Annotated in this window: 10 protein-coding genes; 5 read left to right on the top strand and 5 right to left on the bottom strand. The window is 52.3% G+C overall.

Translation table 11 applies throughout. The features are described from left to right. Positions 1-36: 36 nt before the first annotated feature. Positions 37-708 carry a 7-carboxy-7-deazaguanine synthase QueE gene (queE, locus tag A8F97_RS00945; protein ID WP_015731099.1) on the bottom strand — a complete coding sequence of 224 codons (672 nt, stop codon included), beginning with the start codon at positions 706-708 and terminating at the stop codon, positions 37-39. 373 nt (positions 709-1,081) lie between these two features. Here queE and A8F97_RS00940 point away from each other — a divergent pair, with 373 nt between their 5' ends. The 5 genes from A8F97_RS00940 (at position 1,082) to A8F97_RS22855 (ending at position 7,575) form a co-directional block, all read left to right on the top strand. Continuing rightward, the gene (locus tag A8F97_RS00940; protein WP_033071915.1) at positions 1,082-2,065 is read left to right on the top strand and encodes an MBL fold metallo-hydrolase; all 984 of its coding nucleotides are present in this window, start codon (positions 1,082-1,084) and stop codon (positions 2,063-2,065) included. A 548-nt stretch (positions 2,066-2,613) separates the two neighbouring features. Next, on the top strand, positions 2,614-4,791 hold the full coding sequence (locus A8F97_RS00935; protein ID WP_033071916.1) for a type VI secretion system Vgr family protein: 2,178 nt from the start codon (positions 2,614-2,616) through the stop codon (positions 4,789-4,791). Then, positions 4,784-6,133, top strand: a complete 1,350-nt coding sequence (locus tag A8F97_RS00930) for a VRR-NUC domain-containing protein (RefSeq protein WP_033071917.1) — start codon at positions 4,784-4,786, stop codon at positions 6,131-6,133. The genes A8F97_RS00935 and A8F97_RS00930 overlap by 8 nt, the downstream gene beginning before the upstream one ends. A gap of 18 nt (positions 6,134-6,151) precedes the next feature. Beyond that, the gene (locus tag A8F97_RS00925; RefSeq protein WP_033071918.1) at positions 6,152-7,309 is read left to right on the top strand and encodes a type VI immunity family protein; all 1,158 of its coding nucleotides are present in this window, start codon (positions 6,152-6,154) and stop codon (positions 7,307-7,309) included. Next, positions 7,306-7,575: a PAAR domain-containing protein gene (locus A8F97_RS22855; RefSeq protein WP_082218640.1), complete on the top strand. Its 270-nt coding sequence runs from the start codon at positions 7,306-7,308 to the stop codon at positions 7,573-7,575. The genes A8F97_RS00925 and A8F97_RS22855 overlap by 4 nt, the downstream gene beginning before the upstream one ends. Positions 7,576-7,642: 67 nt before the next feature. Here A8F97_RS22855 and bglB read toward each other — a convergent pair whose 3' ends face one another. The 4 genes from bglB to A8F97_RS00905 all read right to left on the bottom strand — a co-directional run bounded on the left by bglB (position 7,643) and on the right by A8F97_RS00905 (position 13,976). Further along, positions 7,643-8,782, bottom strand: coding sequence for a beta-galactosidase BglB (gene bglB, locus A8F97_RS00920; RefSeq protein ID WP_014701199.1), 1,140 nt, complete (start codon positions 8,780-8,782; stop codon positions 7,643-7,645). Between the two features lie 43 nt (positions 8,783-8,825). Beyond that, entirely contained in the window at positions 8,826-10,385 is a 1,560-nt protein-coding gene (locus tag A8F97_RS00915) for an MFS transporter (RefSeq protein ID WP_014701200.1), read from the bottom strand. Between the two features lie 316 nt (positions 10,386-10,701). After that, positions 10,702-11,778, bottom strand: a complete 1,077-nt coding sequence (locus tag A8F97_RS00910; protein WP_082218641.1) for an ABC transporter substrate-binding protein — start codon at positions 11,776-11,778, stop codon at positions 10,702-10,704. A 5-nt stretch (positions 11,779-11,783) separates the two neighbouring features. Then, positions 11,784-13,976 (bottom strand): TonB-dependent receptor, encoded by a 2,193-nt coding sequence (locus tag A8F97_RS00905; protein ID WP_033071919.1) that lies wholly within the window; start codon positions 13,974-13,976, stop codon positions 11,784-11,786. Positions 13,977-14,209 lie beyond the last annotated feature (233 nt).

Here is a 14,209-nt window from a genome sequence, read left to right as displayed (position 1 = left end):
GTCTGGCGCGGAGATCCTTCTCTCGCGCCACAGATATCAGGCGATATTCAGGTATTTATGTGTCTGCATGGAAAGCCGCCAGTTGCGGGCGATACAGGTCGCGATGCACAGTTTGGTCGCATCCTCTTTCTGACTGATCGGCTGTAGCGCTACGATGCGCGGTTTATCATCATCAAGCCGCGCCAGCAGCGCATCCAGCGCCTCAATGTCACGTTCACGCGCCACCGGGTGTTTGATCTCATCCGCCCGCTGCAGCGCCTGATCAAGCACCTTCATGCCGCCACGCATGTTCACTTTCGGCGAAACCGTCACCCAGGTTTTGGGCGAACACCGCACGTCGTGCGTGCCGCTGGTTTCGATCTGGCAACTGAATCCCTGTTTTTCCAACTGTAGCGTCAGCGGTGCCAAATCATGGATACAGGGCTCGCCGCCAGTAATCACAATATGGCGTGCCGTGTAACCCTGCTGCACCATCAGCGCCAGAATATCGTCCGCACTCGCCGCGCCCCAGGCATCACTTTCTTCCGTCTTTACCAGCACCAGATCCAATGAGGTTTCCCGCTCTGCCAGTTTGTCCCAGGTATGTTTCGTATCGCACCAGCTACAGCCTACCGGGCAACCTTGCAGCCGCACAAACACCGCCGGAACACCGGTAAAATAGCCTTCGCCCTGTAACGTCTGGAACATTTCATTAATCGGGTACTGCATGTTTTTCACTGTCTCACTGACTTAAAAACGCATTATACCCTAAATTCTTCGCATTGCAGGGCGGCGGCGATACGGCGGCAACACGCCAAACCGAGGACAGTTGAGTAATTCAACGAGTGCGTCAATAATCAATCTGTTGTTACGATTTCACCTGCTTTCAGACTCTAAATAATCCAAGTTTCAGGAAGGCGGCAAGGGAAGGACAAATTCGTCGGGAATGAATTTGACCAGCCAAAGGCTGGCCTTCGGTGAGAGACAGGGTGTCTCTCATTTCATCCCGATGAGCTTACTCAGGTAAGTGAACGCCGCCAACGCACATGCAACTTGAAGTATGACGAGTTTATGACGTTTCATTATTAACAAGGACAAAAAAATGAAGTTATTGAAACTATTAGCCTTATTACTCGCGTCGTGTTCATTTGTACCTGTATTTACGCAGGCACAGGATATCGCTCAGGTTAAAACTCAGCCGGGCTATTACCGCATCATGCTAGGCCAGTTTGAAATCACCGCCCTGTCTGACGGCACCAACACCATGTCCATGGATAAACTGTTGCAGCGCACTCCACCGGAAAAAATTACCGAACTGTTAGCGGAAAAATCGCTGACGCCGCAGGTGGAAACGTCGATCAACGCCTATTTGGTCAATACCGGGAAACACCTGATTCTGATCGATACTGGCAACGGCAAGCAGAGTAATCCTACGGTAGGAAAAGTGCTGCCGAATCTGATTGCGGCAGGTTACAAACCTGAGCAGGTCGATACCGTGTTGATGACCCACCTGCACGGTGACCATTTTGGCGGTTTGGTACAGGACAATAAGCTGAACTACCCGAACGCTACCGTGTATGTCAGTCAGCCAGAAACCGATTTCTGGTTTAGCCCGGAAAACCTGAAGAATGCGCCAGAAAGCAGAAAAGCAGCGTTCCAACGCGTGCAAAACACCTTTGATACCATTAAGAAAGAGAACAAATTGAAGACCTTCCCGGCCCAGCAGGCAGCACTACTGCCCGGTATCACCGCAATTCCAAGTCCAGGGCATACGCCAGGGCACACCTCGTTTATGGTTGAGAGCGAGGGGAAAAAGTTGCTGGTATGGGGAGACATTGTTCATGCGGAAGCAGTACAGATGAGCTTACCCGCCACCACCATCAGCTTTGACTCGAATATGGATCAAGCGACAGAATCCCGTAATAAAGCGCTGGCCGACGCCGCCAGTCAGGCTTACTGGGTTGCTGGCGCTCACCTGCCCTTCCCCGGCATTGGCCACGTGGGTACGCGTCTGGAGCGCAACGGTACTACCAACGGTTACCGCTGGCTTCCGGCGAATTACAGCGTGGCTGGGTTAAAAAACTAAAGGGAAGAATGAAAGCCAAACAGGGGAAATAAACAGTGCGTCGATGTCTCTTTCCCGTGGCAATAGATTATCCCGTTTTCAGACTGTTCCTTATACAAATCTCCGACATTCTCATCGGAGATTTTATTAATCTGCATTGGAACTAAAAGAGACACGTTTATAAAAAAACCACTATCGAAAAACGTCAAATACATAATGAATTAATTATTAATTAATGAAATAAATAGCGTTATTATTTTTTATTCTTACTAATAAGCACGTTAAATTAAATAATTAACAACCATCGAAAATAAAATAAAAAACCAAAAATAACAAACAATAACAGATAAAAAACCACACAAAAAAACTAAATCAGAATAAAATATCGACTTACTCAAAATTACAAAATTCATAAATAAACCATTTCACAATGGCGTATTTAATGGACATTGAACTCATTCCTTATCCCTATTACCCTGTATTCCCCCAATAATAATATAACAATACAAATAAAACATTCAGCTAAAGCGAACCGTTAACACTGTTTCGTTTTAAATTAAGGAAAATATATGTTGAATGCAAAGAGGCCATCGGAAGGCCTTAGATTTACGTTAAATGTAGGAAATTTGCCGCCTGAAACCTTTATCGTTGTGGGATTCACGCTGAGTGAGCAGTTTTCCCTGCCTTTCGTGCTTAATCTTGAGGCAGTGAGCACTCATTCCAGCGTAGCGTTTGGCACGGTGCTGGATAGCACCGCCACACTGACCATCAGGCAAGATACCGAGGTGCTACGCACTGTCAATGGTATCGTCAGTGAGATGGAACAAGGCGATGCCGGCTTACACCAAACCCGCTACCGCATCACCATACACCCCGCACTCTGGCGAGCCGGACTGGTCAGACATTCACGTATTTTCCAGCAGCAAAGTGTTCAAGAAATACTGGAGACATTGCTCAAGAAACATCTCATCAGTGACTATGCTTTTGCTCTACGTTACCCCCGAGCAGTGCGTGAATTCTGTGTGCAATACCAGGAAAGCGATGCCGACTTTATCAATCGTCTGGCGGCAGAAGAAGGGATGTTCTATTTTTTCGAGCATCAACATGGCAAGCATACGCTCGTTTTTGCCGATGACTGTGCAGCACTGAATGCAGGACCGACGCTGCCCTACCGCCCTGAAAAACCAATCCGTTCAGATGAATGGGGTGTGACCACATTCCGTCGCCGGGAAAGCCTACGCCCTTCCGATGTATTGCTGAAAGATTACACCTTTAAAAAGCCTCGCTGGCCGGCAGAATCTCGTGAGTATGCCCGAGATACCGAACACCAATCAGGCCGCTACCTTCACTATGACTACCCCGGGCGCTATAAAGGCACCGGGCCCACCGGAGAACATTTTGCACGGTGGCGTATTCAGGCCCTCCGCAACAGCGCTCATCAAGGGGAAGGCGCAACCAATTGCCCGGCACTTCAACCGGGGATCCGTTTTACTCTGGAAGACCATCCACTGGAAACGCATAACACGCGCTGGCAAATCACACACTCCACCTACATAGGAAGGCAACCCCAAGCGCTGGAAACCGAAGCCGGGGAAGAGGGAACGACGCTGATGGGGCAATTCGCCTTTATCCCACAGGATCAAACCTGGCGTCCACTTTCACTGCCCAAACCTCGTATCGATGGGGCACAGATTGCGATTGTCACAGGCCCAGACACCGAAGAAATTTTTTGTGATGAATACGGTCGCGTCAGAGTCCGTTTTCTCTGGGATTTATCCGACAAGACAGACGACAGCAGCTCCTGCTGGGTACGAGTTTCTCACCCATGGGCGGGACAAGGCTGGGGTATGTCAGCTATTCCGCGCATCGGCCATGAGGTGATTGTTGAGTTTCTTAACGGCGACCCCGATCAGCCCGTCATTATTGGGCGCACCTACCACGTCAGCAATCTGCCCCCAGGTAACCTGCCAGGCACGAAAACCCAGATGACGCTTCGTTCACAAACGCATAAAGGTGACGGGTTCAATGAACTGCGATTTGAGGACGAACGAGACAGGGAGGAAATCTATATTCATGCCCAACAGGACATGAACACTGACGTGCTACGGGATCAAACGACAACGATCAACCGGGATATGCAACTGACGGTCGATAACAACCGAACCTCAGTGATTAAAGTGGACGATGACGAATCCGTAGGCGGATACCAAACGCTCAGCGTAACGAAAGATCAAAGCATCACGATTGAAGGGCAGCACAGCACGGTCGTCAAGAAGAGCCGTTTTCTTGAGGTGACGGACAATGATTCCCTGAAGGTTGGCAAGCACATCTCTATCCATTCCGACAGCGGCCAAATTTTGATTGGTAATGCTGGAGGGAGGATTGTCATTGATCCCATCGGCAATATCCGCATCGAAGGAGTAAGTATCACTCTGGCGGAACATTCTGCGGGTGGTATGCCACCGAGCCCACTATTCACCTATTCAGCGCGTTATACGTTATTCAACGAACATACCGGAACCCCCTTGATCAGTGCGCCTTACACCATCAAAGGGGCCAATGGTCAGATCGTTTCTGGTAAAACCGACGCGCAGGGCAGAACCCTGATGGTGCGAACGGAAAAAGAAGACAACCTGCAACTCGATATCCCGGAAACCCAAAAACCGGTTAAAACGCGCTATTACCAGGCCAGTAACAACGCACAGGTCGAGCGTGTAATGGAATTCAAGGAGTCACACCATGAGTAACCCCGGCAGCCTTTGTCCCGCCGTCACCTCCATTACCTGCACCATGGAGCGGGGGAAGTTCCCCGCCGATGCGGACCCGTGCTATCTGGCGCAAAAAGCCGAATTGGCCATACGCATGCCACAGCGTATCACCACCAAAACCGGCCAGGTACACTCTTTAAAGCAGTTGGTGATGAGCAGCCTGATCCGCATTGAAGAGTACAAGGCACACTATCTATGGGCCTACAAGGCCGAAGTGGTCTTTGCCATCGCCGACCCGGTGCCTTTACCCATGCAGGCCACCAGTGAAGCCTCGAAAAAGGCCTACGGCGATAATCTGCCACACTCCAGCAATCCCTTTGCCAGGCCGTCACCTGAAAACTGGGTAAAACACAACGTAGAAGGGATGCGCCGCCCGGATATTATTCTGGTCAATGACCCGACCTGCCGCTGGCCCGGGCTCGCTGCCACCTATTTTGATGGCAAGACCTACCGCGACAACCTCAAGATGCTGATCGAAATCAAATTTATTGATGACACCCTGTCGGAAGCGCAGCGTAGAGATTACGCGTTGATCGCAACGGACGAGCGATTTGGCGTAATGCGCATTGATGATAACCGTACTGAGAAACAAAAAGCCTATGATGAACAATACAACGCCGCCACCCGAGCGACCGCGGCTCGCTATGCATTACTGCCGCCCATCACCGCTGAACAGGATACCCTTCAACCCGTGCCTATCCCGGTGCCGCCTCCCGAGGGCGCACCGGGCACCCTGCCCCAGCCCCTCCCCCATAATCTGCCGCTGTTAAGCACCACACCCTGGACGTACCAGCCCTCGGTCGAGGACTGGGTGCGCTTCGGCGATGAGGTGTCCAGCCTGGCTGAACAAGGGTGGGAGTTCGTCCGGGACAGCACCCGCGAGGCCTTTCGCCCCTTTGGCGCCTGGGTGAGTGAAAAAGGCGACTGGCTGTGTCAGGAAGTGATTGACCCCGTTACCCGGCAGGCCCGCTACACCCTCTCCTGGTTCAGTGACAAGACCAGCGAAATCATCACCTGGACGTTTACCCAACTTCAGGCGTTATGGAAAACGGTACAGGCCGGGATGGATATCACCCTGGATTACCTCCAACAAATCGACTGGGTACAGATACTGCACGATATCGGCGACGGCACGGTACAACTGGCCATTAAAGTCGCCGAGAAGGTCGTGACCCATATCGTGACATCTGCCATAGCAGGCGCACTGGTGCTCGCGGTGGCCGCCATCGCGGCAGCAATCACCGCTGGCGGCCCTGCTCTGGCCGCCCTGCTCGGTGCCCTGGCCGCCGTAGGCGGCGGCACGCTGGCCATTGCCAATTAATCAACCGGAGCCACAATAATGCAACACCTTGATTATATCGCCCAACTGGAGCAGCATGCCCCCGAGTTTACCTTCACCGACAACAACGACGTGGTCGTCACCCGTCTGGGGCTGTCCATTACCCTGTTTTTTAAACAGGGCTACACCCTGGAAAAACGCCAGAAAATACTCGCCTGTTTCCAGCGCTTTCGTGACGAGTTCGGCACCCACTTACGCTTCCATGCTCACGAGTTCAGCGGCATGAAAAAATACACCCCGGAGAATATTGCCAGGGTGGAAGCCAGTATCCTGAATAAGGGCGTCTACGACTACAGTGGCTGGTATGTCAGCGATGCCAAAAACATGAGCGAGGCGCCCAACGTTATTATGCGCTACCTGGATTCCCGCGAAGCAGGCGGCGATAAAAAAAACTCTTATCTCAGTCTGGTTCTGCCCTGGTTTTACCTGAAAGACGCGCAGGGCATGGCGCGTTTTACCGACTGGCTGACCTACCTGTGCCAGCAACTGGAGCCCGACAGCGGGGACTGCGGTCACTGCCTAAATTTGCCGCAAGATTACGATGACTACTGTCCTGTTGAATACGAACTGGCCAGACGCTATCCTCCGCTCCAGGTCAATGCCAACGTCTTTGCTGCCTCTATTCATTACACCAATAGCACCCGCGGCGTGAACTGGATCACCGTATTAAGCTCCCGCTATATCACTCGACTAGGCGGGGAAGACTGGGTACGGCGCGTCCTTTCCCAAACCCCGGATATCAGCGTTGAGCCCTATCCCGGCGGGTTGCTGCTGCGCGCCGGGCGCTACCCGGATTTAACCCCGCTGACCGCAGGCTTATCGCCCCAGTACCTCGCCGTCAACCAGTTGCTCCGCCCGATACGCGTCCAGCCCAAAGCCGGGCATTCCCTGCATTTTTACGGCGTCAACCAGTTCGATGAGCAATCCACCCGCGAATGGTACGCCCGGTACGACCAAGGGCCGTTGTCCATTACCCCGCTCACGTCCGGCACCCCAGCGCGGGTCAGCGGTTACTGGACTACCCCGTCACAGCCCAGCACGATGCGCTTTATCGCACAGGGCGAGCTCGCCCCCGCCCTTTCTGCTACCGAAGACACCCTGTGGCATTTAGACCATCAAGCCGAGACGCTCGGCGATGCAGTGGGTTCACCGTCATGAGAACGGTGATACAGGGAAAGAAAATGATTTTGGTGGGCGACACCACCACAACGGGCGGTAAAGTGCTCAGTGGTTCCTCTTTGGCCAATCAAACTCAGTCAATAGCACGTAAAGGAGATCCCGTGTTTTGCCCAGCTTGTAAGGTAACCGGAACGATTAGCGAAGGAAGTACACTTGCTAATATTGCAGGCGTCGCCATCGCACTTGAAGGACACAAGGTTGCTTGCGGGTGCCCAGATGGTTGCACATTAGTCGTCTTGGCATAAGGCTTTTATGTAATCGATTTGCTCAAGAAAATTGCCCCTGCAAGGTAAATCGCAGGGGCGATAACCGTTACAAATAGACCCGCAGGTATTCTGCCAGACACAGGATCGCCATCGCCTGACCGTAAGGCATCGAGGTCAACGCGATATTGCGGTAGAAATCCAGATCGCTGCCCATCGCGGTGCCGAATGACACCTGCGTCAGTTCACCGTCCTTGTTGACGTGATTAATCACACCGCGAATCGCTTTCTCCGCAACCTCAGCGTAGCTTGGATCAACATAGCGCTTGCGCACCGCTTTCAAAATACCGTAGGCAAAACCGGCAGTTGCCGAGCTTTCAAGGTACGAGTTTGGATCGTCGATCAGCGTGTGCCACAGGCCGCTGTCGTCCTGATATTTTGCCAATGCTTCAATCTGGCTTTCCAACACCTGCAATAGGAAACGACGCGTCGCGTTGTGCTCCGGCAGATCCAGCAGTTCAATAAATTCAGGAATGACGATGGTCAGCCAGCTATTACCACGAGCCCAGCGGGCTTTGGCATAGTTGTGCTGCCCTTCAAACGTCCAACCGTGGAACCACAGGCCGCTTTCACGATCCATCAGGTATTGCACATGCAGCATGAACTGATATGTCGCTTCTTCTACAAACTCCGGCCGATTTAACAGCTTGCCGATTTTCGCCAGCGGCAGCACGCTCATCATCAGCGTGTCATCCCACAACTGCTGGTGGTTTTCGTTGTTATAAACAATGTGCTGCAAACCCTGCTTGTCCGTGCGCGGCATTTCATACATCACCCACTCCGCCCAGCGCTCCAGATACGGCAGCCAGCGGGCATCGCCCGTTTCCTCATAGCGATAAGCCAGCGTCAGGAACGGGCATACGGTGTTCACGTTCTTCGTCGGTGTACCTTCCGCCAGACGCTCGGTAAACCAGTCATCAATGATGGCGCGCATCTGCTCGTCACCCGTCTGCTGGTAATACTGATAGATTCCGTACAGCCCGATGCCGTGCGTCCATTCCCACCCCGCCCAGCCTTTGGTATCAATCACCCGACCATCGTCCAGCCGTAACAAAAACTCACCGGTTTTATCCTCAATATTCACCAAATTGTCGGTGATACGGCAAATCAGCGCCTTCAGATCCTCACGAGAGATGAAGCGTTCCGGCTGACGTAAAAGCGGGCTATGTTTTACACTGAATACGGTCATAGTCATTCATCCAATTAAGTTATCAGTTAACAGTTCAATACAGTTACGACTGCGTGGCGTGCGTTATCGGCTTGTCACCTTTATGGCGGTTTAGGTAGCCGATATTGTTGTTGCCCCACAGCGATTCATACGGCATACCCGCCAGCATTTCGACCGTAGCCCGCGCCTGCGGGGTAATATTCTCTGGCACAGGACGCCCAGCCTCACGCATTTTCAGCGTTTCCTCGCGCAGCACGCTATGCGTTTGCAGGTTGAGTTTAAAGCGGAGAGAGACCAGGAAGCCCAACACCAGCACACCTACGGTGCCGAAGCTCAAAATCATCAAGATAGTGTGACTGACGCCCGGCGCTTGTACGCTTTGTCCAGACACGAAACCAGAGAGTTGCAACACAATCCCCACCAGCATCACCGCACCAGCCTGAGAGGCTTTACGGGTCAACGTCATAATCCCAGCGAAGATCCCTTCACGACGCTGAGCGGTGATTACTTCATCCACATCCGCGATATATGTGTAGGTGTTCCACGGTACATAGTTGATCCCACCGCGCCCGATGCCCGCCAGCGCAGAGATCAGCAGTAACAGAGAGAAGGTGTCATGCAGGCCGCTGTACCACAGAACGGCGTAGGAGAACGCACTCAGGCCAAACAGACACACAACCAGACGGTAAGATGGCGCTGGCCCAAAGCGAATACACAGCGGGATCATGCCGATCACGGCGATGAATTGCAGAATCGCCATCGTTCCCATCAGGTTAGACGCCATCGTTGGACTTTGCATCAGCACAAAGACCACGTAGTAAGTGAACACGGCATTGAACACATCCTGCGCGATATACCCGCCCAGATACATACCGAGGTGCTGGCGGAAAATACGAATACGCAACGTGGAAACCAGTTCAACATTAAGGCGTTTCAGGCTTTGGCCCAGCGTCAGAGACTGCCGCTCTTTCTCAGCCCGTAGCGACGCTTCCGACATCTGATCGCGTGGCCGCTCCCAGGTAAAGAAATAGACCAACGTCAGAACCAGCGCACAGATAACGGAGAACACCAGGCTCGAATAGAAGAAGGATACCGCATTGTCTTTGCCAAAGTAGCTCAGCAGGATGCCCGGCAGAAAGGCGGCTAAAATCGCGGAAAGCTGTGCCAGCGCGATACGTGCGCCGGAGAACTTGGTTTTCTGTTTGAAATCGTCGGTCATTTCCGGCACCAGCGTTTCATACGGCACCAGCACCATGGTGTACACGACATCAAACAACAGGTAGGTCAGGAGATAGTACCAATAGCTCATATCCCCCACCCACATGAAGCTGTAGCTAAACACAAAGGGAATTCCGAGCAAAATAAAGAATTTACGTCGGCCAAAGCGTTTACCTAACCAAGTTGAACCGAAGTTATCGGTCAGGAAGCCCATCAGCGGGCTGACGACGGCATCGAGCACACGCGCCATCGCAAAAATGAAAGTTGCCTCAATCGGCGTTAAGCCACAGAACGTGGTGTAAAAATAGAGTAACCAAGCGGCCGTCAGCGCGGTTGTACCCGCACCAAGAAAGTCCCCTGAACCGTAAGCTAAATAGTTAGCCAAACCGATCTTACGTGTTTTCATCGCCATCCTTCCCCGAGCATTTCTAGTTATGAAGGTGTCACGCTGTTACGTTAGCGCCCGGCGATCGTGAAAACCTTTGCGCTTTTGCCACCACGCCCCCGACGCTGGCAGCACGGGGAAGATTAGTGCGATCCGCTTCAAAGATTTTATAAAAAGCCATTTTAACTGAACAAAACTCGCAGTTCGTTTATGGCGATCACAGGATAGAAGATGGGTGTGTGTAGTAGGAAAGGCGAAAAGAAACGGGGCGTTATATTCCGCCCCGTGATGTCAAAAATCATTCACGGATAGCGCCAACATGCGCCACCCGAGTGATTCAGTGTGGTGACAAAATTGACTCAACCTGCTGCGCGGTTAAATCGATGCCGTAAAAACGCAGATAAAAATCATGCGTCTCTTTTGCCATATCGATGTGCTGCATCTGCTGTGGATACAGCGTTTTTGCCAGCCAAAGAAATTGCAACGCCTGCTCCGACGTTTCCCGACACCACCAAAACATGCCCAGCGGATTGGCATAAACCCGCCCTTCTTTTACCGCACGTAGCTGCTGCCACTGCGCATCCTGGCGAATTGTCTTCGCATCCTCAGCCCGCATCGTAATAATCACATCGGGATCGGCCTGAAAAATCTGCTCAAGCGATACAGGTGCGGTTGTCACCCCAGAACGGCTAAACCACGGCTCTGCCACGTTGATCGCGCCGCCCAGATCCATCCAGTCCTGATTCAGTGAAGGACGTCCCGATGTCGTTAACGGATCGCCAACCGCATGGTAGACCTTCACACGCTGTTGTGACGGAATGTTCTGGATCACCGCCTTCACACGCCTGACGTTATCCTGATAGTAGGCAGCAAAATCCTGCGCCCGACGTGATGCGTCCGGCCCCAGAACCTCACCAGTAATCAGCGTGCGTTCGACCATCGCCGCCAGCGAATTATAGCGGAGCGGCACAATAGCGATCCCCGCTTTATTCAGCGCCTCGGCTTCAGCAACCGGCACGCTGTCCGATACGAAAAAGACCTGAGCACGGCGAGAAATCAGCGCTTCGGTATTAATTCCCATGTTTCCGCTATGAGCGACTAGCGACGCCTGCGTAATAGACGGCACAAACTGGCGGAATAACGGCATATCGCGCACCAGCTTCGTCGTCCCGACAATACGATCGCCATAGCCCAGCATAGCCAGTATCGAATTTTGCGCATTCCACGAGGTAGCCACCCGCTCAACCGTCGCGGGCACCGTCACAGAGCGATCGCCGTAATAGTGAATCGTCCGCGTAGCGGGTTCAGGCGTTTCCGCCTGAACCCGGTGCACACCGGAGAAACTCACCGCCAGCAGCACTAACGCATTGAGCAAATACTCGCGATACCGCATGGTAAGGTTACGTTTCTGCATCACACTCACCAATCAACGGTCAGGGAAGCACGGATTTCACGCGGTTCGCCGGCAAACGCGTTGGCTCCACTATTAATGCCGTTAATGTCGCCGGGGAAAATAGAAGCCCAGTAGTGTTCATTGGTGACGTTATTGAGCGCAACACGAAACGCCGCGGGCTTATCGTACAGCTTAAAGCCGTAGCGCGTGCCCAGATCCAGCGTGAAGTAGCTACCCGCCCAAGCAGTGTTAGTGTCATTCGCCGCGCGTTTGCCGGTGTAGTGAAGATTCGCCATATAGACCAGATTGGGTGCAGACGGATGGCTGTATTCCGTCAGCAGATTGGCCTGAATCTTTGGCACCCCGACCACCCGCTGATTACGTGTTGCTGAATCTTTAGTGTCTTCTAATTTAGGATCCAGCAGCGTCATGCTGCCATAGAGATGCAAACCGGAAAGCACTTCACCATCCGCCATCAACTCCAGCCCCGTGTTAACCTGATTACCCTGCTCTTTGAACACGTTGTCTGATACGTACGCAAAAGGCCGTTCCAAACGGAAAAGAGCCGCGTTCAGATTCATCCCATCCCACTGCGATTTCACCCCCGCTTCATACTGGGTACTACGATAAGGCTTGAGCGTTTGCCCTTCATTTATCACCAGACTGCCTGAATCCTTCGCCGGCGCAGTCCCCCCCTTCTCCAGAGAATCCGCATAGGCAACATAGGTCATCACGTTAGGCACGGGCTTGTACATCAGAGACAACGTCGGGCTAGTACCTGTGGCACGTTGCACAACGCCAGTATTGAAATCGCGTGAAGTGATCCAACTTTGGCTCACTACGCCCATCGCCGACCAGCGATCGTTGAAGGTGATGGTATCGCCCGCGGTGATAGCCTGTTGACTGTCACGGCTAGATTTATAGTGACCGGAACCAACATAAAAACGTCCATCGCTGGGGTCGTTATAGCGCTGCGGCGCATTGATGGGGCTCGTCCCTAGCGTATAATTATTAGGGCCGCCGGGAGAAGAAAACTTCGTCCACTGATACCCGGTAGTACTGAATACCACATCATGCGAAGGCCCGTTTGTATCAATGTGGCCGTTCAGTTGCAGTGTATTGCTCAATACCTTAAAGCGTCCCGCAGAGTAAGGCTGGCTCAGTTTAGATGTAACCGTTCCGTCTTTTTGAATCGCGTGTCCCAACGAGCGCATACCGCGATCGGCGGTTTGATAACCCACCCCGCCCGAGGCATACCAGTTATTATTGAAATAGTGCTTAAGGCGCGTGCTTGCTGTTTTGGTAATGAGGTCAAGACCCGCAAAGCTCTGTCCGTATCCCTGCTTCGTCACATCCGGTGCACCGGGTAACTGGGTTGCATTGCCATAGGAAAAACTACCGGCATAGCCCATTTTTCTGAAGCGATACTCGCTGGCATTCACTTCCAACACCGTGTCGGGCGAGAGATTCCAGTCAAACGCGACGCTGGCGAGTTGCCGTCTCAGCGTGCTGTTGCTGATACTCCCCTCGCCTTCATCGTGCAGCAGGTTGATGCGATAACCGAACTGGTTTTCATCACCCAGATGTCCGCCCAGATCGGCATGACCCATCGCGGCACCTTTACCGGAATAGCCTACGGTAAAGCGGTTCAACGTCTGTGCGGTGGGTCTTTTTTGTGTGAAGTTAAACTGGCCAGACGGGCTGGCGGGCCCATAGAGAGCACCAGTCAGGCTGTTAATCACATCCAGTCTTTCCAGCATTTCGACTGGGAACGCCGTGGTGGAAATAATGTTTAATCCATCCAACCGACTGTTCGCCAGCACATCACCTTGCATACCACGGCTTTGCGGACGACCGACGTCAATGCCGCCCCGCGCCTGCATCTGACTGGAAGCGCTGTATTTTAGGAGATCGTTAACGTTCTTCGCCTGCTGATTGGCAATCATGGCTTCCGTCACGGTCGTGGTCGAATACGGCGTATCCAGCCTTGCGCGTTTACCTAATGGCCCGAGCTCCACATTATCGGTCGCCATACCGGCACCAGCCAGATTCGCGTTCGCCTCGCTGCGAGCGGCCTTAACAACCATCACATCAGCCGCTTTTGTCTTTTCGCTGTCCTTGATCGCTGCTGGTTCAGCGCTCAATACGGGTGGAACAACCACCATTAATACTGGCAATAACCACTGTGCTTTTTTTCTATTATTTTTTCGGGCTTTCATCCGCTATATCCCTGTTGGTCAATATTATGTCAATCATCGATATGTAATTTTTTATATACCGCCGCATACTATACAGACATGACAAGAAGAAAATAAGGAGAGTGATAGAGGGATTTATTTTATAAAACGTTGAATTTTAAACATTCAAATATAAAAACAGGGTGTACAAAAAGTACCACATTATGGGTATTCAACACCTAGCAACAGGAAATATGGCAGGCAGGAATGTGTTG

It is taken from the genome of Pectobacterium parmentieri (assembly GCF_001742145.1).
In the GTDB taxonomy this organism is placed as follows: domain Bacteria; phylum Pseudomonadota; class Gammaproteobacteria; order Enterobacterales; family Enterobacteriaceae; genus Pectobacterium; species Pectobacterium parmentieri.
Note: the sequence above shows the minus strand (reverse complement) of the source record. Positions and strands in the feature narration are given on the sequence as shown.